Source organism: Novosphingopyxis baekryungensis DSM 16222 (assembly GCF_000420305.1).
GTDB classification, from domain to species: domain Bacteria; phylum Pseudomonadota; class Alphaproteobacteria; order Sphingomonadales; family Sphingomonadaceae; genus Novosphingopyxis; species Novosphingopyxis baekryungensis.
Map to the genome: position 1 here is coordinate 153,365 of NZ_ATUR01000005.1, position 20,764 is coordinate 174,128.

19 protein-coding genes are annotated in these 20,764 nt (G+C 64.5%); 10 read left to right on the top strand and 9 right to left on the bottom strand.

Annotation, left to right across the window (positions count from 1 at the left end; all coding sequences use genetic code 11):
* Positions 1-28: 28 nt before the first annotated feature.
* The 8 genes from G410_RS0109930 to zwf all read right to left on the bottom strand — a co-directional run bounded on the left by G410_RS0109930 (position 29) and on the right by zwf (position 8,014).
* Entirely contained in the window at positions 29-232 is a 204-nt protein-coding gene (locus G410_RS0109930) for a hypothetical protein (RefSeq protein WP_028971329.1), read from the bottom strand.
* Between the two features lie 3 nt (positions 233-235).
* Positions 236-1,606, bottom strand: coding sequence for a chromosomal replication initiator protein DnaA (gene dnaA, locus G410_RS0109935; protein WP_051137272.1), 1,371 nt, complete (start codon positions 1,604-1,606; stop codon positions 236-238).
* Between the two features lie 434 nt (positions 1,607-2,040).
* Entirely contained in the window at positions 2,041-2,301 is a 261-nt protein-coding gene (rpsT, locus tag G410_RS0109940) for a 30S ribosomal protein S20 (protein WP_022673506.1), read from the bottom strand.
* Positions 2,302-2,437: 136 nt separating this feature from the next.
* The gene (gene eda / locus G410_RS0109945; protein WP_022673507.1) at positions 2,438-3,052 is read right to left on the bottom strand and encodes a bifunctional 4-hydroxy-2-oxoglutarate aldolase/2-dehydro-3-deoxy-phosphogluconate aldolase; all 615 of its coding nucleotides are present in this window, start codon (positions 3,050-3,052) and stop codon (positions 2,438-2,440) included.
* Positions 3,049-4,029, bottom strand: coding sequence for a glucokinase (glk, locus tag G410_RS0109950; RefSeq protein ID WP_022673508.1), 981 nt, complete (start codon positions 4,027-4,029; stop codon positions 3,049-3,051). The genes eda and glk overlap by 4 nt, the downstream gene beginning before the upstream one ends.
* A gap of 2 nt (positions 4,030-4,031) precedes the next feature.
* A complete protein-coding gene (gene edd / locus G410_RS0109955) occupies positions 4,032-5,855 on the bottom strand; it encodes a phosphogluconate dehydratase (RefSeq protein WP_022673509.1) in 1,824 nt (607 codons plus the stop codon).
* 1 nt (position 5,856) lies between these two features.
* Positions 5,857-6,552: a 6-phosphogluconolactonase gene (gene pgl, locus G410_RS0109960; protein ID WP_022673510.1), complete on the bottom strand. Its 696-nt coding sequence runs from the start codon at positions 6,550-6,552 to the stop codon at positions 5,857-5,859.
* Positions 6,545-8,014 (bottom strand): glucose-6-phosphate dehydrogenase, encoded by a 1,470-nt coding sequence (zwf, locus tag G410_RS0109965; protein WP_051137263.1) that lies wholly within the window; start codon positions 8,012-8,014, stop codon positions 6,545-6,547. Before zwf ends, pgl begins: the two co-directional genes overlap by 8 nt.
* A gap of 220 nt (positions 8,015-8,234) precedes the next feature.
* On the opposite strand from zwf, the gene proB reads away from it, so the two are divergent.
* The 10 genes from proB (at position 8,235) to G410_RS16330 (ending at position 19,658) form a co-directional block, all read left to right on the top strand.
* Positions 8,235-9,050: a glutamate 5-kinase gene (gene proB, locus G410_RS0109970; RefSeq protein WP_022673512.1), complete on the top strand. Its 816-nt coding sequence runs from the start codon at positions 8,235-8,237 to the stop codon at positions 9,048-9,050.
* A 335-nt stretch (positions 9,051-9,385) separates the two neighbouring features.
* The gene (ilvD, locus tag G410_RS0109975) at positions 9,386-11,119 is read left to right on the top strand and encodes a dihydroxy-acid dehydratase (RefSeq protein ID WP_022673514.1); all 1,734 of its coding nucleotides are present in this window, start codon (positions 9,386-9,388) and stop codon (positions 11,117-11,119) included.
* A complete protein-coding gene (gene ilvC / locus G410_RS0109980; RefSeq protein ID WP_022673515.1) occupies positions 11,116-12,126 on the top strand; it encodes a ketol-acid reductoisomerase in 1,011 nt (336 codons plus the stop codon). The genes ilvD and ilvC overlap by 4 nt, the downstream gene beginning before the upstream one ends.
* 25 nt (positions 12,127-12,151) lie before the next feature.
* Positions 12,152-13,852, top strand: a complete 1,701-nt coding sequence (ilvG, locus tag G410_RS0109985) for an acetolactate synthase 2 catalytic subunit (protein ID WP_022673516.1) — start codon at positions 12,152-12,154, stop codon at positions 13,850-13,852.
* Positions 13,849-14,130: an ACT domain-containing protein gene (locus G410_RS16315; protein WP_033317546.1), complete on the top strand. Its 282-nt coding sequence runs from the start codon at positions 13,849-13,851 to the stop codon at positions 14,128-14,130. The genes ilvG and G410_RS16315 overlap by 4 nt, the downstream gene beginning before the upstream one ends.
* Entirely contained in the window at positions 14,114-15,703 is a 1,590-nt protein-coding gene (locus G410_RS16320; protein ID WP_022673518.1) for a 2-isopropylmalate synthase, read from the top strand. Before G410_RS16315 ends, G410_RS16320 begins: the two co-directional genes overlap by 17 nt.
* A gap of 101 nt (positions 15,704-15,804) precedes the next feature.
* Positions 15,805-17,223 carry a 3-isopropylmalate dehydratase large subunit gene (gene leuC, locus G410_RS0110000; RefSeq protein WP_022673519.1) on the top strand — a complete coding sequence of 473 codons (1,419 nt, stop codon included), beginning with the start codon at positions 15,805-15,807 and terminating at the stop codon, positions 17,221-17,223.
* Entirely contained in the window at positions 17,216-17,806 is a 591-nt protein-coding gene (gene leuD / locus G410_RS0110005) for a 3-isopropylmalate dehydratase small subunit (RefSeq protein WP_022673520.1), read from the top strand. Before leuC ends, leuD begins: the two co-directional genes overlap by 8 nt.
* Entirely contained in the window at positions 17,803-18,843 is a 1,041-nt protein-coding gene (leuB, locus tag G410_RS16325; protein WP_022673521.1) for a 3-isopropylmalate dehydrogenase, read from the top strand. The genes leuD and leuB overlap by 4 nt, the downstream gene beginning before the upstream one ends.
* Before the next feature lie 305 nt (positions 18,844-19,148).
* Positions 19,149-19,658: a GAF domain-containing protein gene (locus G410_RS16330; protein ID WP_022673522.1), complete on the top strand. Its 510-nt coding sequence runs from the start codon at positions 19,149-19,151 to the stop codon at positions 19,656-19,658.
* 45 nt (positions 19,659-19,703) lie between these two features.
* On the opposite strand, the gene G410_RS0110020 is transcribed toward G410_RS16330, so the two are convergent.
* Entirely contained in the window at positions 19,704-20,717 is a 1,014-nt protein-coding gene (locus G410_RS0110020) for a zinc transporter ZntB (RefSeq protein WP_028971332.1), read from the bottom strand.
* Between the last annotated feature and the right edge of the window lie 47 nt (positions 20,718-20,764).

The following is a 20,764-nucleotide window of genomic DNA, read 5'->3' on the forward strand; positions in this document are numbered from 1 at the left end:
CCTGCGAGCCGCCTTTTTCATGGGATTATCATCTCTTGATGGTGATTTGAGAGCGTTTCAAGATGCCCTCAATCTGATTGAGTGATTTGCGAGCCGAAGCAATTTCGGCCATATCTTCTGCCTTGAGGGAATCTTCCAATCGTTTTTCCGAATCCAGCTGAAGCTGCACCAGACTCTTTGCAAAGTCTTCAAATGAAGGCAGCTTCGGATCGCCCACGTACTTGAGTGCCATCTTTCAGGCTTCCAGCTGGCGCAGCAGCGCGCGGACATCATTGTCCATCTCGCTGTCCTTGCCGCGCAATTCCTCGACCAGCCGGACCGCATGAATCACCGTGCTGTGATCGCGTCCGCCAAATTTGCGGCCGATCTCGGGATAGCTGCGCGGCGTCATCATCTTGGCGATATACATCGCCACCTGCCGGGGCCGCACGATGGCGCGGGCGCGGCGCTTGGAAGACATCTCGCTGCGATCGATCCGGTAATATTCGCACACCGTGCGCTGGATCTCGTCGATCGTGATGCGGCGGCGGCAGGCGCTCAATATGTCCTTCAGCTGCTCTTCGGCCAGCTGCTTGGAAACGGGCTTGCCGGTCAGCTGCGCATAGGCCAGCAGCTTGTTGAGGCCGCCCTCCAGCTCGCGGACATTGCGGCTGATGGTGCGCGCCAGAAACTCGACCACATCCTCGCCCACCTGCACCGACGGCATGCTGTCCAGCCGATGCTCCAGGATCGAGCGGCGCAGCTCCAGATCAGCAGGCTGAATATCCGCCACCAGCCCCTGCGACAGGCGGGACAGGATGCGCTGATCGACACCGTCCAGCGCCTGCGGCGCGCGGTCGGCCGCCACCACCAACCGCTTGCCCGAGCCGACGATGGCGTCGATCGTGTGGAGAAACTCCTCCTGCGTCGACATCTTGCCGATGATGAACTGGATATCGTCGATCAGCAGCAGATCGGCGGCGCGCAGACGGGTCTTGAACGCCATGGTTTCCTTGGCGCGCATGGCGGTCACGAATTCCATCATGAAGCGCTCGGCGGGCATATAGACCACCCTGGCGCCCGGATTGGCGGCGCGCCAGGCATGGCCGATGGCGTGCATCAGATGCGTCTTGCCCTGCCCCGTCGCGGCCTGAAGATAGAGTGGATTGAACAGCGGCGCTTCCGGCGCGGCCATCCGCTGTGCGGCGGTCAGCGCCAGCACATTGCCCTGCGCCGCCACGAAATTGTCAAAGGTGTAGCGCGGGTCGAGGGCACTATCCTGCGCTTCGGAAAGCTCGCGCTCGCTGGGCGGGGCAAACTCGTCCGCGGGCCGGAGCCGGTGAATCTGGGCGCCATTGGGGCGCGCGCGGATCGCGAGAGACCGGATGCCTGGCACCACGCTCTTCCAGGCCAGCGTAAGCCGGTCCAGATAATGATCGCGCACCCATTTGGCGGAAAAGTCGGACGGCAGCAGCAATTCCAGCGCGCCTTCTTCCCGATCGAAATCCCCCAGCTTGATGGGCCGGATCCACTGCCCGAATATCTGTGCGCCCATATCCCGGCGCAGTCCCCCGGCTATCGCCTGCCAAGCCTCTCCCAACTCGTCCCCGTTCGATCCGTTACGCATGATCGCCACTGAATTTCCCATTATTAACCACCCCTTGATCCGCCAGCCCCGTTGGGCTCTTGGATAGACACAATGCGGCCCCGTCCGGAAAGCGGCTGCTCGCCCGGGTCCCTTCATTTCGATGCCTCTTGGAACAGTTCGCGATCGCGGCGCTCGCTGCCCAGACCCTTTTGTAGACAGCAAAAAAGGCATCGCACAAGTGGTGCACAGTGAAAAATAACTGAAATATACCGTTGACTCATCAAAGCACGCAAAACGGTTGATGCGTCCTAAAGCGGTCTGTTTTCAACCGCTTACCCACAGGGCGCTTCGGGTGGGTCACCCACGAATCGTGGAGTTGCCGTGGCATCGCCTTCCCGCGCCATCGGCACAAAAAAAGGCCCGCCTCACATGCGTGGGGCGGGCCTTCCGAAAAGTCGGACGTGACGGTCGAATCAGATAGCGGCGACGCGCTTGTTGAGACGGCTCATCTTCCGCGATGCGGTGTTCTGATGGTAAATGCCCTTGGAAACGCCGCGCGCCAATTCCGGCTGCATTTCGCGCAGCGCAGCGCTGGCGGCATCCTTGTCACCAGCTTCAATCGCGGTTTCGACCTTCTTGATGTAGGTCCGCACGCGGCTCAGCCGGTTCTTGTTGACGAGCTCACGCTTCGCGTTGCGGCGAATCCGTTTTTTTGCCTGCGGCGTATTGGCCATAAAATCCTCGAAGGTTCATATCGAAACAAAAAAGACCGCGCATCGCGGCACGGTCGCATTCAAGCAGGGCACTTAAGCGAAAGACCGCCGCCCGTCAACGGGCAACGGCATATTCCTGCCGCAGCGCGCCAGCAGGTCAGCGAGTCAGCGCGCTGGCCTGCTCGGCGCGTTGCCGGATGGCAGCATAGTCGCTTTCGCCCTTGGGCACCAGCCAGCTGCCGCCCACGCACAGCACCGGCTCCAGCGCCAGCCAGTCGCTGGCGGTCGATTCGGTGATGCCGCCGGTCGGGCAGAACTGGATCTGGCCGAACGGGCCGCTGAGCGCTTTGAGCGCCTTGATGCCACCCGAAGCTTCGGCCGGAAAGAATTTGAAATGCGTCAGCCCCATGTCCAGCCCGCGCATGATATCGCCGGCATTGGCGATACCGGGAAGAAACGGCACCTGCTGATGCAGCGCGGCCTTGCCCAGCGATTCGGTCAGGCCCGGAGATACGATGAACTCGGCGCCGGCCGCCAGCGACCGCTCCAGCCCCCTGGCATCCAGCACGGTACCAGCACCGACGATGGCACCGGGCACCTTCTTCATCTCTTCGATGGCGCCTAGCGCCGCCTCGGTCCGCAAGGTGACCTCCAGCACGCGCAGGCCGCCGGCCACCAGCGCCTCGGCCATGGCGCGCGCGGTGGCGACGTCATCGATCACCAGCACCGGAATGACCGGCGCGGTCCGCATGATGGTTTCGATGGAGTTCATGAGATGTCCTTTGCGTGATGTTGGGCGGCAAATGCGGCGGCAGCGCCATAGAGGCCGGGTTCGGGGTGGGAGATCAGCTTGACCGGCTGACGCTCCATGAGAGACTGGAAACGGCCCTTGGCGGCGAAGCGTTCGGCAAAGCCGGATCTGGGCAGGAAGTTCGTCAGCCGAGCGCCCAGCCCGCCCGCCAGAACGACCGCTCCGGGCCCATGCGTCAGCGCGATATCGCCAACCACCGCGCCCAGGCAAAGGCAGAAGCGATCGAGCGCGGCTTCGGCCATCGAATCCTTGCCCTCCAGCGCGGCGGTCCACAGCGCCTTGTCGTCGCCGCGCGGAATATCGCGGCCTTCGAACTGCGCCAGCACTTCCCAGATCGACCGCAGGCCCGGCCCGGCCACCACGCGCTCCACCGAGACGCGGTTGTGCTTCTTGCGCAGATGTTCCAGCAGCCGGTCCTCGACCTCGTCCAGCGGCGCGAAATCGCTGTGGCCGCCTTCGGTCGGCAGCACGCTGATCGCGCCGTCCTTGCGCAGCAGAATCGCCACGCCAAGGCCGGTGCCGGGGCCGACCACCGTGACCACACCGTCTTTCGGCAGCGGCCCTTCCGGCCCGGTGACGTGCAGCAGATAATCGTCATCCACCGCGGCAACGGCATGGGCGACCGCTTCGAAATCATTGAGCAGCACATGGCTGTCCAGCTTCAGCTTGCTGTCGATCAGCGCGGGCCGGACGATCCAGGGATTGTTGGTGAATTTGATCACCTCGACGCGGATCGCCGCGGCGATGGCGATGGCGGCGTGGCGCGGCATCGGTTCGTCCAGCGTGGCGCCATAGGCCTCCCAGGCGATCTGCAGGCTGGCATGATCGGCGGCGCGCATCTTGGTCGGCTCGCCCAGTGAGACCACCCGGCCCTCGGCCACCTCGGCGATGGCGAAGCGGGCATGGGTGCCTCCGATATCGGCAACTACGATCCGCATGATTACAGCCCCGCCTCGGCCAACATGGCAGACCCGCCCTTTTCCGCCTCATCGGCATGCGCGCGCATCAGGCCGAACAGCTCGCGGCCCAGCCCGACATTGTCGAGCTGCGCGGCGGCATGTTCGCGCGCATCCCATTCGGCGGCATCGACCAGCGCCTCGACCACGCCGGTGCGTGCGCAGACCCTGACGATATCGCCATCGCGCAGCTTGCCGATCGGCCCGCCGCCCAGGGCTTCGGGCGAAAGATGGATCGCGGCGGGCACCTTGCCGCTGGCCCCGGACATGCGCCCGTCGGTCAGCAGCGCGACGCGGTATCCGCGGTCCTGCAGCACGCCGAGCGGAGGCGTGAGCTTGTGCAGTTCCGGCATACCGTTCGCCTTGGGGCCCTGATGACGCACCACGACCACGACGTCGCGGTCCAGCTCGCCCGATTCGAAGGCGCCGCGCACATCGTCCTGCCGTTCGAAAATCCGGCACGGGGCCTCGATCGTCCAGCGGTCCTCGTCCACCGCGCTGGTCTTCATGATGCAGCGGCCCAGATTGCCCTGCATCAGGGCAAGGCCGCCGGTTGCCTGAAACGGCGCGTCGGCGGGGCGCAGCATGCTGTCGTCGGCGCTGACTTGCGGCGCGGGCTTCCAGGTGAGCCCGCCTTCATCGGCCAGAAACGGCTCCTCGGCATAGCCGTTCAGATCCGAATGCCAGACGGTCATGATATCGCCGTGCAGATAGCCGCCGCCGATCAGCTCGCGGATGACATAGCCCATGCCGCCCGCCGCCTGGAAGTGATTCACGTCGCCCGATCCATTGGGATAGATGCGGCTCAGCAGCGGCACGACATCGGCCAGATCGCTGAAATCCTGCCAGTCGACGATGATGCCCGCCGCCCGCGCAAAGGCGGGAATGTGGATGGTATGGTTGGTCGATCCGCCCGTCGCCAGCAGCCCGACGATGGCATTCACGATCGCCTTTTCATTGATCACGCGGCCGACTGGGCGATAATCCTCGCCGTCCGATCCGATTTCGGTCAGCCGGTGCACGGCGGCACGGGTCAGCTCCTGGCGGATCTTGGTGCCGGGATTGGGGAAGGCGGCGCCCGGCACGTGCAGGCCCATCACTTCCATCATCATCTGGTTGCTGTTGGCCGTGCCGTAAAAGGTGCAGGTGCCCATGCCGTGATAGCTGGCGCTTTCGGCTTCCAGCAGCTCATCGCGGCCCACCTTGCCCTCGGCATAAAGCTGGCGCACGCGCTGCTTTTCCTTGTTAGCGAGGCCGGACGGCATCGGCCCGGCGGGCACGAAGATCGCCGGCAAATGGCCAAAGCGCAGCGCGGCGATCAGCAGGCCGGGCACGATCTTGTCACAGATACCCAGCATCAGCGCGCCTTCATACATGGCGTGGCTGAGGCCCACGACAGAGGCCAGCGCAATGGTATCGCGGCTGAACAGCGACAGCTCCATGCCATCCTGCCCCTGCGTCACCCCGTCGCACATCGCCGGCACGCCGCCCGCGACCTGCGCAGTGGCGCCCTTTTCGCGCGCAAAGACCTTGATCAGCTCGGGATAGCGATAATAGGGCGCATGCGCGGACAGCATGTCATTATAGGCGGTGACGATAGCCAGATTGGTGGCCCGCGCCTGCCGGATGGTCGATTTGTCTTCCCCGCTGGCGGCAAAGGCATGGGCCAGATTGCCGCAGCTGAGCACCGAGCGGCGGGTGCCTTCATCCTTCTGCCGCTCGATCAGATCGAGATAGCGGGCGCGGCCGTCGCGCGATCGTTCGATCACGCGCTCGGTCACTTCGGCGACTTTGGGATGCAGGGTCATGTCAGGGTCCCTCGTAAATCGTGATATTGCGGTCGAGCTGCGCGAAGAAGCGGGCCACCGGCAGGCCCGAGCTTTCCCCGTCGGTAATCGCGCGGTCCAGCACGGCGCGCTTTTCATGGCCGGAGATCACCATGATGATGTGGCGCGCATTGGAAATGCAGGGCACCGACAGGGTGATGCGGGATACCGGCGCTTCAGGCGGCAGCGGATCTGGCCGCACGCGCACCGCCTTGGCCTGCGCCGGCGGCTTGAACGCGGTGTCATAATCCGGGCCGGGAAAGACGCTGGCGAAATGCCCGTCGCTGCCCATGCCGAGCCAGATCAGATCGAGCGGGAATTTCAGCTTGTCGGCAATGCCGCGCGCCTCGACCGCCGCCTGGGCCTCGTTTCCCGCCGTCTCGAACAGCGGAGAGATGGTCGCGCCGGTATCGCCGAACACGCGGCGCAGGGCGGCGATGTTCGACAGCTCGCTGTCTTCTTCCACGATGCGGTCGTCGGCAGGGATGATCGAAACCTTTTCCCAGCCAAGCCCGGTGCGCGACAGCTTTTCGTAGATCGGGAACGGGCTGGACCCGCCCGACAGCGCAATCAGCGACTGCCCGCTTTCCAGCAACGCGTTTCGCAGGATCTTGGTGACGTCCGCCGCCACCTTGTCGTGCAGCTCTTCGGTGCTGCCGAAACTTTTGCGATCAATCATGCCAGCTCACTCCATCCCGCTCGGTCAGCGCAATCGCGGCGCTTGGGCCCCAGCCTCCGGCGTTGTAACTTTTGGGTTTCTTTCCGCTCGTCTTCCAGGTCTCGCGAATCTCGTCGATCCACTTCCACTGCGCCTCCACCTCGTCGCGGCGGACGAACAGCGTCTGATCGCCCTCCACCAGATCGAGCAACAGCCGCTCATAGGCGATACGGCGGCGCGTACCGGCAAAGGCCTGGCTGAGCGACAGGTCCAGCGGCACCTCGCGCAGTACGATCTTGTCCCGGTCGATCCCCGGCTCCTTGGCCATCACCAGCAGCCGGACATATTCCTCCGGCTGCAGGCGGATGATCAGCGTGTTGGCCTCCAGCCGTCCCTCGCGTCCCACAAAGATATTGTGCGGCACCGGCTTGAACTGCACCACGATCTCGCTGCGGCGATCGGCCATGCGTTTGCCGGTGCGCAGATAGAAGGGCACGCCCTGCCAGCGCCAATTGTCGACATGCGCCTTCAGGGCCACGAAGGTCTCGGTGTCCGAGCCGTCGCCCAGATCGTCGCCATAGCTTTTCACCGGCTCGCCCTTCACCGCGCCGTCGCCATATTGGCCGGTCACGCTGTCGCCTTCCGGCACGGGGCGCAGCGCGCGCAGCACCTTGACCTTTTCGTCGCGGATCGCGGTGGCATCGAAATTGCCGGGCGGCTCCATGGCGATCAGCGCCAGCAACTGCAGCATATGGTTCTGCACCATATCGCGCAGCGCGCCGGTATCGTCATAGAAATCCGCGCGCCCTTCCAGGCCGACCGTTTCGGTTACGGTGATCTGGACATGGTCGATATTGTTCGAATTCCACACCGGTTCGAACAGCATATTGGCAAAGCGCAGCGCCATCAGGTTCTGCACCGTTTCCTTGCCCAGATAATGGTCGATGCGGAAGGTGCGCTCCTCGGGGAAGACGGCGGCCACGGCATCGTTGATCTGCGCGGAGCTTTCGAAATCCGTGCCGAGCGGCTTTTCCAGGCCGATGCGGACATTGTCGCCTGCCAGACCGGCGGACTGCAGGCCGCGGATGGTGGGTTCGAACAGGAACGGCGCGGTCGACAGGAAAATGGCGAGGCCGCAGCTGATATCGCCCACCTTGGCCGCCAGATCGTCGAACCCCTCGATCGTCGAGGCATCGAGCGGCTGATAGAACAGCCGCTCCAGAAAGCTGGCGATCGCGCCCTCGTCCTTGCGGTCGGTCGGCAGAAATTCGTCCAGCGCATCGCGCGCCATATCGCGGAAGCCATCATCGGTCAGTTCGCTGCGCGCGGTACCGAAGATCTTCAGATTGGGCGCAATCAGCGCGTCCGCATGCAAGGCATAGAGCGATGGCAACAACATGCGCTTGGCCAGATCGCCGGTGGCGCCGAAGAGGATAAGGTTCTGACAGCGCTGATCGCCGTCCGAAGTCTTGTGGTCAGCTATGGTCTCTACTCCCTGGGAAGAGGTCCTCAGAATCGCGGCGCCTGAAAGACGCTCTGCTACGGCTCAATGCGCTTGTAGCAAGCTTGTTCAAATCGGGGGCGGGAAAATTGCAGGCTTTCGATGCGCCATGGCTTGTGGCAACGCGCCGGACGCCCGCCATTGGCGGCCTTATCCGTATGCGCCGCGCAAGAACGCGCCTGTTGGAGACCGGAGCCCGAGCATGGATCAGCATGAAAACAGCGCCGCGCAGCTGCTTGATCGCGCATCGACCATCGTCATCAAGGTCGGCAGCTCGCTGCTGATAGACCGCGCCAGGGGCCGCCCGCGGGTGGCCTGGCTGCATGCACTGGCGGAGGATATCGCGGCGCTGCGGGAGGGCGGCAAGCGCGTGATCATCGTCACCTCCGGCGCCATGGCGTTCGGCTGGCCGCGACTGGGGCTGGCGCGATCCGATGTGGTGACCGAGCGGCAGGCGGCGGCGGCGGCGGGGCAGACCCTGCTCATGAGCGCCTGGGACAATGCGCTGGCGCCCCATGACATCGTGGCGGCGCAGCTGCTCCTGTCGATCGGCGATATCGAGGCGGAGCGGCGCGGGGCCAATGCACGCGCCGCCATGCAGACGCTGCTGTCCTGCGGCGCCGTGCCGGTGGTGAACGAGAATGATTCGGTCGCCACCGAGGAACTGCGCTTCGGCGACAATGACCGGCTGTCCGCCAGCGTGGCGCAGCTGGCCGATGCGGATCTGCTCGTGCTTCTGTCGGATGTGGAGGGCATGTTCGATGCCGATCCGACGGACAATCCGGCGGCGAAGCACATGCCCTATATCGCCGCCATCACGCCGCAGATCGAATCGCTGGCGGGGGTCAGCAGCTCGGGCGTGGGAACGGGCGGCATGGCCACCAAGATCGCCGCTGCGCGCTTTGCCGCCGCGCATCGCTGCGCCACGATCATCGCCAGCGGACAGGCGGCCCACCCGATCGAAAAGCTGCGCGCCGGTGCCCGCGCGACGGTGGTGGGCGTGGCGGCGCAGGCCTGACCGGCAGGGGAGCCTCCAGCGATTTCGATCAAAAAACTCGCCCCGCGCGCAATTTTTATGCTTGTTCTTGCGCGCAGATGATATAGAGCGCGCTCAACGGCATCGTGCCGCATACAAGGGATTCGCATCGCATGACGGCAAAGTCCGCCATTTTTGACCGCACCGTGGATGATGGCTTCGCCCTCGTCCTCCTTCCGCTTGTAGTATTTCTTGACCACCAAGAGGGGCGCCTTTGAGCTGACAAGCCAAAAGGATTATAGACCGCCCCGCTCCCACAAGGACGCGGGGTTTTTTATTGGCCTCTTCTCCCACGGCTCCAACAGCGGCAACATGATATGACTGACAGCAGCACGCCATCCCGGCCCACCCAGGGCAAACGCTCCGACGCCATCACCAAGGGCGCGGCCAAGGCGCCGGCGCGCGCCATGCTGCGCGGCGCGGGCTTTACCGACAAGGACATGGCCCAGCCGATGGTCGCCGTGATCAACAGCTGGACCAGCGTGTCCCCGTGCAACATGCATCTGCAATTGCTGGCCGAGCCGATCCGCAAGGGCCTGCGCGATGGCGGCTGCACGCCGATCGATTTCAACACCATCGCGGTGACCGACGGCATCGCCATGGGCGGCGAAGGCATGCGCGCCTCGCTGATCAGCCGCGAGGTTATCACCGATTCGATCGAGCTGGCGGTCAAGGGCCACAGCCTGGACGCCGCGGTCATCATGGTCGGCTGCGACAAGACCATTCCCGCCGCCGCCATGGCGCTGGCACGGCTCGATATACCGGGCCTGATTTTCTATGGCGGCACGATCATGCCCGGCAACAGCAAGGGCAAGGACCTGTCGATCCAGGACGTGTTCGAAGCGGTCGGCGCGCATGCCAAGGGCGATATGTCGGACGCCGAGCTGGACGAAGTCGAGCGTGCAGCCTGCCCCGGCGCGGGCGCGTGCGGCGGACAGTTCACCGCCAACACCATGGCGATGGCGATGGCGTTCATGGGCCTGTCCCCCATGGGATCGGGCGATCCGCCCGCCATCAGCAAGGAAAAGGGTCTGGAAGCGCAGCGCTGCGGGCGTCTGGCGGCCAAGCTGGCGCATGACGGGACCAGCGCGAAAAGCTTCATTACCGAGACCAGCCTGCGCAACGCGGCCATTTCGGTCGTGGCGTCCGGCGGCTCGACCAATGCCGTGCTGCATCTGCCCGCCATCGCAGCGGAAGCGGGCGTGCCTTTCTCCATCGAAATCTTCGACGAGCTGACGCGCACCGTCCCGGTCATCACCGATCTAAAGCCCGGCGGCCAGTATCTGGCGCGCGACCTGTTCGATGCCGGCGGCACGCGGCTGGTCGGCAAGCGTCTGGCCGAGGCCGGGATCATCGCCGACAGCCCCACCGTCAGCGGCCGCAACCTGTTTGCGGAACTGGACGATTTCGCGGAGACCGACGGCCAACAGGTCGTCAAAACCGTGGCTGCGCCGGTCAAGCAATTTGGCGGCCTGCGCATCCTCTATGGCGATCTGGCCCCCGAAGGCGCGGTGCTGAAAACCGCCGCCGCCGGCGCGCTGAATTTCACCGGCCCCGCCAAGGTGTTCGATGGCGAGGAAGCGGCCTTTGCCGCGGTCAGCGATCGGCAGATCGTCGCCGGCGATGTCGTCATCATCCGCTATGAAGGCCCGCGCGGCGGCCCCGGCATGCGCGAAATGCTGGCCACCACCGCAGCGCTTGCCGGGCAGGGTCTGGCCGGCGATGTCGCGCTGATCACCGATGGCCGCTTTTCGGGCGCAAGCCACGGCTTCGTCATCGGCCATGTCTCGCCCGAGGCGGCGCGCGGCGGCCCGATCGGCCTGATCCAGACCGGCGATATCGTCACCATCGACGCCGAGGCGCGCCGCATCGACGTCGATTGCGATTTCGACGCGCGCGCGAAGAATTTCACACCGCGTGCGCCCAACAAGATGGGCGGCGTGTTCGACAAATATGCGCGGCTGGTTTCCTCCGCCGCGATCGGCGCGGTCACGATCGAGACCGACGCCCTTATGCCCTCTCCGAATAAATCAAAGGATGGAATGCGATGAAAGTTTATACCGAAAAGGACGCCAACCCAGCCGCCGTCAAGGACGCGCCCGTCGCCGTCATCGGCTATGGCAGCCAGGGCCGCGCCCATGCGCTGAACCTGCATGAGAGCGGTTGCGACGTCATCATCGGCCTACGCGAAGGCAGCAAGACGGCGGAAAAGGCCAAGGCCGATGGCCTGAAGGTCATGACCGTGGCCGAAGCCACCAAGGCGGCCAAGCTGATCGCCATCCTGACGCCCGACATGAGCCATGAGGCCATTTTCGACGCCGAGATCGCGCCCAATCTTTCCGATGGCGATGCCCTGCTCGTCGCCCATGGCTTCACCGTGCTCTATGGCCGCATCAAGCCGTCCGACAAGGTCGATGTCATCATGGTCGCGCCCAAGGGGCCCGGCGATCTGGTGCGCCGCGAATATCAGCGCCAGCGCGGCGTGCCCGCCCTGATCGCCGTCCACCAGGATGCGACCGGCAAGGCCAAGGAAAAGGCGCTGGCCTATGCCGCGCTGATCGGCGGGGCCACCGCCGGCGTGCTGGAAACCACCTTCAAGGAAGAGACCGAGACCGATCTGTTCGGCGAGCAGGCCGTTCTGTGCGGCGGCGCGACCGAGCTGGTGCTGGCCGGTTACGAAACGCTGGTGAACGCCGGCTATCAGCCGGAAATCGCTTATTATGAATGCCTGCACGAGTTGAAGCTGATCGTCGATCTGCTCTACGAGGGCGGTCTGTCCAAGATGCACGAGTTCATTTCCGAAACCGCGATCTATGGCGATCTGGTCTCCGGTCCGCGCGTCGTGAATGACGAGACGCGGGCGCGCATGAAGGATGTCCTCACCGACATTCAGGACGGCACCTTTGCGCATAACTGGATCCTGGAGAACCAGGCCGGCAAGACGCGCTACAACAAGATGCTCGACAATGATCTGAACCACCCGATCGAGAAGACCGGCAAGGAGTTGCGCGCGCTGATGCCGTGGCTGCAGGCCGGTTCGAACACGGCCAAGAACTAAGCTGATCCGAACAGGAACCGATCCCATGTCCACTGCCCCCGCAAGCATCGCCGAACAGCCACAGACCGCCGTCCGCACGGGCGCCGAACTGGTGGTCGACACGCTGGAGCGGTTGGGCGTGGAATCGGTTTTTGGCTATCCGGGCGGCGCGATCATGCCGCTCTACGATGCGCTCGCCCGTGGCAAGGTGAAGCATTATCTGGTCCGGCATGAGCAGGCGGCGGCCTTTGCCGCCGATGCCGCCGGGCGTGTGACCGGGCGTGCCGGGGTCTGCCTGGCCACCAGCGGGCCGGGCGCGACCAATCTGATCACCGGCATCGCCAATGCCTTTATGGATTCGGTCCCGCTGGTCGCAATCACGGGCCAGGTGCCGCAGACGCTGATGGGCACGGACGCCTTTCAGGAAATCGATATCTTCGGCCTGACCCTGCCGATCGTGAAGCACAGCGTGGTCATCCGCGATCCCGCCGATATTCCCGCCGCTTTGGCCGAGGCGTTCGCCATTGCCGAGGGCGGCCGCCCCGGCCCGGTTCTGGTCGATCTGCCCAAGGACGTGCAGCAGGCCAGCTGCGCGCGATGGGACGAACCGATGGAAGGCGACGATTTGCGCCCCTCCCCCTCCGCGGAAAGCCTGGCCGAAGCGGACAAGCTGATCGCGGCGGCCAAGAAGCCCCTGCTCTATCTGGGCGGCGGCGTGGCGCGTTCCAACGCCACCGATCTGGTGCGCGACATTTCCGAGCGCACCGGCATTCCCGCCGTCGCCACATTGCAGGGCCTTGGCGTTTTGCCGGTCGAGCATCCCAATTTCGTTGGCATGCTAGGCATGCATGGCGGGCGCGCGGCCAACACCGCCGTGCAGGAATCCGATCTGCTGATCGTGATCGGCGCGCGCTTCGATGACCGGGCGACCGGCCATCTCGCCAGCTTCGCGCCGCATGCGTCGGTGGTCCATATCGATACCGATGCCGCCGAGTTCGGCAAGCTGCGCCATGCCCATTCCACCATGTGCGGCGATCTGAAGCGCTGCCTGCGCACCATCGAATTTACCCCTGGTGACATTTCCGAATGGCAGGCCGAAACCCGCCGCCTGAAGGAAGAGCATGCGCCGCGCTACGATGCGCCGGGCAATGGCGTGTTCGCCCCTGAATTGCTGAAAAAGCTGTCCGAGCGTGCGGGCGACAGCTTCGTGGCCGCCTGCGATGTCGGCCAGCACCAGATGTGGGTGGCGCAGCACTGCCGCTTTTCCCGCCCGCAGGCGCATCTCACCAGCGGCGGCCTGGGCGCGATGGGCTATGGCCTGCCCGCCGCCATCGGCGCCAAGGTGGCCGAGCCGGACGCGACCGTGGTCTGCGTTTCCGGCGATGGCAGCTTCATGATGAACATTCAGGAGCTGGCCACGCTGCGGCGGTACAATATCCCGGTCAAGATCGTCCTTCTGGACAACAGCATGCTGGGGCTGGTGCGCCAGTGGCAGGAGCTGTTCTTCGAGGGCAATTATTCCGAGGTCGATCTGAGCGACAATCCCGACTTTGTGGAAGTCGCCAACAGTTTCGGGATCGAGGCCTTTTCGGTCGATCTCAAAAGCCAGGTGGACGGCGCGATCGATCGTCTGCTGGCCGCCAAGGGGCCGATCCTGGCGCATGTCCGGATCGATCCGGAAGAAAATGTCTGGCCGCTGGTGCCGCCAGGCAAATCCAACGCTGACATGATGGAGAGTAAGTGGTGAGCATTCAGAACATCCGCATCGAATTCGCTTTTGCCGAAGGTGCTCTCCGCCGACTTCTGGGCGTGATCGAGGCGCGCGGCTGGATCATCACGTCCATGCAGATGGGATCCGACGGCGACCGGTCGATCATGACGCTGTCGCTGAATCCGCGTGACGGAACACGCAAGATTGCGACATTGATCCGGCAGATCAGCCGGGTGTACGGCGTTATCTCCGCCGCCCACATGGATGGCGCCACCAGTTTTATCAGGGAGATTCCCCGTGCCGCAGCCGGATAACAGCGCAACCGCCGGAGACACCGCCAAGGAGTCCGACGTACGTCGCATCGCGATATTCGATACCACGCTGCGCGATGGCGAACAGGCACCGGGCTTCTCCATGACCACCGCGCACAAGCTGGCCATTGCCCACTCGCTCGCGGATCTGCGCGTCGATGTGATGGAGGCCGGCTTTGCCGCCGCCTCGCCCGGCGATGCCAAGGCGATTGCGGAGGTGGCCGCCCAAGTCACCGGGCCCGTCATCTGCTCGCTCGCCCGCACCAAGGCAGGCGATATCGAAGCGGCGCATCGCGCGCTGGAAGCGTCCGACAACAACCGGCTGCATCTGTTCATCGGCACCAGCCCGCTGCACCGCGAGGCCAAGCTGCGCCTGACCCGCGATCAGGTGCTGAGCGAGATCGAGCGTTCGATCAGCTCCTCCAAGGGCCAGTTCGGGCAGATCGAGTTTTCCGCCGAGGATGCCATCCGCACCGAGCGCGATTTTCTGATCGAGGCGCTGCAGGTGGCCGCCGATGCGGGGGCCGACGTGCTCAACGTGCCAGACACGGTGGGCTACACCAGCCCGGAAGAGATGTACGAGCTGTTCCGCGATCTGTGCGCGAACATCAAACGGCAGGATCATGTCGTGTTTTCCACCCACTGCCATAATGATCTGGGCATGGCCGTCGCCAACAGCCTGGCCGCCGTGCGCGGCGGGGCGGGCCAGATCGAATGTTCGATCAACGGGATTGGTGAGCGGGCGGGCAATTGCGCGCTGGAAGAGGTGGTGATGGCGCTCAAGACGCGCGCCGATCATTACCGCGCCGATACCGGCATCCGCACGCAGGGGCTCTATGCCGCCAGCGGTCTCTTGGCCGAAAGCACCGGCAACGCGCCGCCGCGCAACAAGGCGGTGGTGGGGCGCAATGCCTTTGCGCATGAAGCCGGCATCCATCAGCACGGCATGCTCGCCAATCGCGAGACCTATGAGATCATGGAGCCGAGCGATGTCGGCGTGCCGTCCACGCTGGTGCTGGGCAAGCATTCGGGCAAGCACGCCCTGCGCGCGCGGCTGGAAGGCCTGGGCTATGATATCGGCGACAACCGCATGGAAACGGTTTTCGCGCAGTTCAAGACGCTGGCCGACACCAAGCGCGAGGTGACCGACAACGATCTGGTCGCGCTGATCGAGGGCGAGGACGTCGCTAATATCTGGCATCTGGTGCGTGCCGAGCTGCGCACCGGCACCAAGGCCACGGCCAATCCCACCGCCAAGCTGGTGGTGGATCACCGCGATCGTGGGCGGCTCAGCGCCATCGGTCACGGCACCGGCCCGTTCGAGGCGTTGAGCGATGCCTTCTGCATCGTTGCCGAGGTGGAAGGCACGCTGGACAGCATCGACGCGCATCAGCTGTCGCGTGAGATGGACATCGAGGTGGGCCTTACCGTCGCGGGCGAAAAGGTGCGCGGGCGCAGCCAGCATACCGATGTGATCGTGGCCGCCGCCGAAGCGCTGCTTGCCGCGTTCAACAATCATGCACGCAAGACCAATGCTGCGCAGCAAAGTGCAGCAGAGGAAGCGCCGGTCGCCTGATCTATCCCAGACATCCCGGCGCAGGCCGGGATCTCCCATAGCCCAGCGCCTGAAGAGATTCCGGCCTTCGCCGGAATGACGAAACCTAAGAGTGAAGTGCCATGACCGCCAAATCGCTGTTCGACAAATTATGGAATCGCCACGTCGTGGTGCCGGAAACCACCGACGCGCCCGCTGTCCTGTATATCGATCTGCACCTGATCCATGAAGTCACCAGCCCGCAGGCCTTTTCGGTGCTGGAAGAGCGCGATCTTCCCGTGCGCCGCCCGGACCTGACCAAGGCCACGCTCGATCACAGCACGCCGACGCTGAAAGCCGGTACGGATGGCAGGCTGCCCTATGCCACCGCGCAGGCGGAAAAGCAGGTGGAGCGGCTGATCGCCAACACGCAAAAACATGGCATCGAGCTGTTCGGCCTGGGCGATCCGCGGCGCGGCATCGTGCATGTTATCGGGCCGGAGATGGGCCTGACCCAGCCCGGCAAGACCATCGTCTGCGGAGACAGCCACACCAGCACCCATGGCGCATTCGGCGCGCTGGCGTTCGGCATCGGCACCACCGAAGTCGGCCATGTGCTGGCCACGCAATGCATCCTGCAGCGCAAGCCGAAATCCATGCGCGTCACGGTGAACGGCACGCTGCCAGAGGGCAGCAGCGCCAAGGACATGGCGCTGGCCATCATCGCGCAGATCGGCGCGGATGGCGGCCAGGGCTATGCGCTGGAATTCGCCGGAAGCGCGGTACGCGCGCTCACGATGGAAGGGCGCATGACCTTGTGCAACATGGCGATCGAGGCGGGCGCGCGCGTCGGCCTCGTCGCGCCGGACGAGACGACCTTTGCCTGGCTGAAGGGCCGCGACCGTGTGCCCGCCGACTGGGCCGCCGCCATGGCCGACTGGCAGACGCTGCCGACAGAAGACGGCGCGGCGTTCGACAAGGAAGCGGTGCTGGACGGCGGCGCGATCACGCCCATGATCACCTATGGCGTTTCTCCCGATGCCGCCGCGCCCGTGGGCGGATCGCTACCCAGCACGGACAGCGACGCCGCCCGCCATGCCAACGACTATATGCAGTTTGCCGAGGATCGCCCCTTCACGGAGCAGGCCGTGGACCGCGTGTTCATCGGCAGCTGCACCAATTCGCGGCTGGAAGATCTGCGCGCCGCCGCCGCCGTGATGCGCGGGCGCAGCGTGGCCAGCGGCGTCACCGCGCTGATCGTGCCCGGCTCAGAAGCCATCCGGCGCGATGCCGAGGCCGAGGGACTGGACCGCGTGTTCCTGGACGCCGGGGCCGAATGGCGCGAACCGGGCTGCTCCATGTGCATCGGCATGAACGGCGATATCGGCCAGCCGGGCGAACTGGTGGTGTCCACCTCCAACCGCAATTTCATCGGGCGGCAGGGCAAGGGCGTGCGCACCGTCCTCGCCGGGCCCGCCACCGCCGCCGCCAGCGCCATTGCCGGCCATATCGCCGATCCGCGCGATTATCCGAGCCTCGCACGGGAGCCCGAACATGTTTGAACCCTTCCGCCAGTTGACCAGCGGCACGGTGGTGCTGAAACAGGCCAATATCGATACCGATCAGATCATCCCTGCACGCTATCTCACCACCACCAGCCGCGAGGGGCTGGGCGCGCATGCCTTTCACGACTGGCGCTATGACGAAGCGGGGGCCCCGCGCGAGGACAGCCCGCTCGACGGCCCCGAGCACAAGGGCCATGAAATCCTGGTCGCAGGCCCCAATTTCGGCTGCGGATCGAGCCGCGAGCATGCGCCCTGGGCGCTCGCCGATTTCGGCTTCCGCGCCGTGGTCAGCAGCGACATTGCCGATATCTTCAAGAGCAATGCGCTGAAAAACGGCCTGCTCCCGGTCGAGATCGACGCCGAGACGCACGCCAGGCTGCTGGAACGCCCCGGCCGCCAGATTACCATCGATCTGGAAGAAGGCGTGCTTCGCTGCGGCAACGATATCGAAGCCCGCTTCACCGTGGAGCCGTTCGCCAAGAAATGCCTGCTGGAAGGCAATGATCCGCTCGGCTTTCTGACCGACCGGATGGACGCCATCCAGTCTTATGAAACCGACCGACAGAAAGCCCCTGCATGACCGCCCATATCGTCCTGCTGCCCGGTGACGGCATCGGCCCCGAAGTCACCGCCGCCGCCGTCAGCGTGCTGGAAGCGGCGGATGCGCGCTTCGGTCTGAACCTGCAATTCGCATCGCATGATTTTGGCGGCATCGCCATCGACCATCATGGCGATCCGTTTCCGGATGCCACGCGCGCCGCCTGCGAAGGGGCCGATGCCATCCTGCTGGGCGCGGTCGGCGGGCCGAAATGGGATCAGGGCGGCCCGCGCCCCGAAACCGGTCTGCTCGGCCTGCGCCAGGCGCTCGGCACCTATGCCAATCTGCGGCCCATCACGCTGTTCGAGGGGCTGGAGGATCTGTCCCCGCTCAAGCCCGACCGTGCGGCGGGCATCGATCTGCTGATCGTGCGCGAACTGACCGGCGGCATCTATTTCGGCAAGCGGCAGGAAGGCGACGAGCACGCGACCGACGAATGCGCCTATAGCGCCGAGGAAGTGGAGCGCGTGGCGCGCATCGCGTTCGAGGCGGCGCGCAGCCGCAGCGGACGGCTGACCTCGGTCGACAAGGCCAATGTGCTGGCCACCAGCCGCCTTTGGCGCAAGACCGTGATCCGCCTGCATGAGAGCGAATATAGCGATGTCACGCTCGATCATATGCTGGTCGATGCCATGGCGATGAAGCTGATCGAAGCCCCGGCATGGTTCGACGTCGTCCTGACCGAAAACATGTTCGGCGATATCCTGTCGGACGAGGCCTCGGTGCTCACCGGCTCGATCGGCCTGGCCCCCAGCGCATCGCTTGGGCTTGGCCCCCGCGGCCTGTACGAACCCATCCATGGCAGCGCCCCGGATATTGCCGGTCAGGACAGGGCCAACCCGCTTGGCGCCATCATGAGCGCCGCGATGCTGCTGCGCCATTCGCTGGATCAGGAAGACGCGGCCAGCGCCATCGAACATGCCGTGCGCACGCATCTGTCCACCGGCGCACGCACTGCCGATCTTGGGGGCGACATGGGCACGGCGGCCACGTCGGACGCCGTGGCCGCCCTAATCTGACGGCGGACCTGCCCCGCTGCACTGGTCGCGGTTCCGTGATTCGCGGCGCCACCGACCTGGCGCAAACCGCTGGGCGACAAAAAATCGGTGGATAACCTGTTCTGATTGCGCTTTTTTCCGGCGTCAGCCTGCGCAGGTTAACCACCGCAACTGGCGGATTTCCGTCAAAAGCGGCCGCGAAATCGTAGCGTCTTGTCTTGCTTCATCCGCTGCATGTACGATCAAGTACGAAGACAATCTTAAATACTAGGATCGATATTCATCCTGTCGGGCCCAAGTAATGGGACGCCGGGGGGAGTTTACTTATGATAGTATTGGACAGAAAAGTAGAAGATGAGCGCGTGGCGCGCCTGCGGTCTTATGATCTGATGGACAAGAGCGGTACCATTCCCATGCAGGGACTGGTCGAGCTGGCGGCATCGCGTTTCCAGTGCCTGGGCGCGGCGATCACCCTGATCGATGACAAGGAACAGGTGTTCAAGGCCAGCTCCGGCATACCGATTATGAAACTGCCCAAGTCCCAGACCGTCTGCCAGCACACCATTATGGGCAATCAGCCGCTCGTGGTGCCCGATTTGCAGCAGGATGTCCGTTTCGCCCATCTCAAGATCGTCGCCGGTGGTCCAAAACTGCGGTTCTATGCCGGCTGGCCCCTGTCGCTGAACGGCCGCCACCGCGTGGGGGCCTTCTGCCTTCTCGATAACAAGCCCAGAAGCTTTGGCGTGAAGGATCGATCGGATCTTAGCCGGTTTGCCATGCTGGCGGAGAAGCTCTTTCGCGACGAAGTGGGCAAGACCCGCCGTTCGCTGACCTGATCGCCGGGGCGCGGCAGGGCTATCAGCCGCTGCCGCGCCCCCCGATCAAAACCATTTCAGCCATTTGAAGATCGCGATCTGCCCGGCAAAGATCGCGATCAGCATCAACACCGTATCGCGAAAGGCATGGACGTCGTTCACGCCCGGCATGCCGCCGACATTGATCCCCAGCAATCCGGTCACGAACCCCAGCGGCAGGAAGATCGCCGCGACGAGCGACAGGATATAATTGGTGCGGTTCGACTGCGCATTGGCGCGCGCGTTCAGATCGTCCTGCAACACCAGCGCGCTTTCCTTGCTGACGTCAATATCCTCCAGAAAGCGCGATAGCCGGTCGATCGTATCGCGCAGATCGCGGCGGTTCTGCTTGTTCAGCCACGGCACGGCGGCGCGGCCGATATCGCGCAGCGCCTCGCGCTGGGGCGACATATGGCGTTTGAGCGACAGGCAGTTGCGGCGGATATCGGTGATCTGGTCCTGGATGAACTCGGTCTCGTAATCATCCTCATTCTCTTCCAGATCGTCGAGCGTATCGTTCATGTCCACGATCGAACTCGACATCTTGCCGACCATGGTTTCGGCCAGCTCCACCACCAGATCGCCGGCGCTGTGCGGCCCGTGCCGCCGGTCGATATCGGCCAGCACCTCGCGCGGGGAATGCAGGCGGCGGCGGCGCAGCGTGATGACGCGGCACTTGTCCGCCAGCATCTGCATCGAGATCATGTCCTCCGGCTCGGCGCCGGGGTTGAAATTGATGCCGCGCAAGATGGTGATGAGCCATTCTTCCTCACGAAAGGCGCGCGGGCGGGTCTCGTCGCTGGTCAGCGCTTCGACGGTGCTTTCCGGCACGCCGAGCTGTTCGTGCAGCCAGTCGAACACATCGTCATGCGCGCGGTCGCAATGCACCCAGAGCACCTCGCCCTTCACCCCCGGTTGCCAGGCCCGTGCCTCGTCCCAGTCCACCTTGCGGCCGCCGCCCTTGCCGTCCAGCACGCGGCCGAAGATGAGCGGCGGGGAATAATCGGGTGGCGGCGCGGCACTGTCGGCGGGGTCGATCATGCTCCGCACGCTAGGCAGATTGGCCCAGCGGAGCAATTGCCGAAGCG

Coding starts and splice junctions, on each gene's coding strand:
- G410_RS0109930 (WP_028971329.1), bottom strand. CDS start 232: ATGGCACTCAAGTACGTGGGCGATCCGAAGCTGCCTTCATTTGAAGAC.
- dnaA (WP_051137272.1), bottom strand. CDS start 1,606: ATGCGTAACGGATCGAACGGGGACGAGTTGGGAGAGGCTTGGCAGGCG.
- rpsT (WP_022673506.1), bottom strand. CDS start 2,301: ATGGCCAATACGCCGCAGGCAAAAAAACGGATTCGCCGCAACGCGAAG.
- eda (WP_022673507.1), bottom strand. CDS start 3,052: ATGAACTCCATCGAAACCATCATGCGGACCGCGCCGGTCATTCCGGTG.
- glk (WP_022673508.1), bottom strand. CDS start 4,029: ATGCGGATCGTAGTTGCCGATATCGGAGGCACCCATGCCCGCTTCGCC.
- edd (WP_022673509.1), bottom strand. CDS start 5,855: ATGACCCTGCATCCCAAAGTCGCCGAAGTGACCGAGCGCGTGATCGAA.
- pgl (WP_022673510.1), bottom strand. CDS start 6,552: ATGATTGATCGCAAAAGTTTCGGCAGCACCGAAGAGCTGCACGACAAG.
- proB (WP_022673512.1), top strand. CDS start 8,235: ATGGATCAGCATGAAAACAGCGCCGCGCAGCTGCTTGATCGCGCATCG.
- ilvD (WP_022673514.1), top strand. CDS start 9,386: ATGACTGACAGCAGCACGCCATCCCGGCCCACCCAGGGCAAACGCTCC.
- ilvC (WP_022673515.1), top strand. CDS start 11,116: ATGAAAGTTTATACCGAAAAGGACGCCAACCCAGCCGCCGTCAAGGAC.
- ilvG (WP_022673516.1), top strand. CDS start 12,152: ATGTCCACTGCCCCCGCAAGCATCGCCGAACAGCCACAGACCGCCGTC.
- leuC (WP_022673519.1), top strand. CDS start 15,805: ATGACCGCCAAATCGCTGTTCGACAAATTATGGAATCGCCACGTCGTG.
- leuD (WP_022673520.1), top strand. CDS start 17,216: ATGTTTGAACCCTTCCGCCAGTTGACCAGCGGCACGGTGGTGCTGAAA.
- leuB (WP_022673521.1), top strand. CDS start 17,803: ATGACCGCCCATATCGTCCTGCTGCCCGGTGACGGCATCGGCCCCGAA.
- G410_RS16330 (WP_022673522.1), top strand. CDS start 19,149: ATGATAGTATTGGACAGAAAAGTAGAAGATGAGCGCGTGGCGCGCCTG.
- G410_RS0110020 (WP_028971332.1), bottom strand. CDS start 20,717: ATGATCGACCCCGCCGACAGTGCCGCGCCGCCACCCGATTATTCCCCG.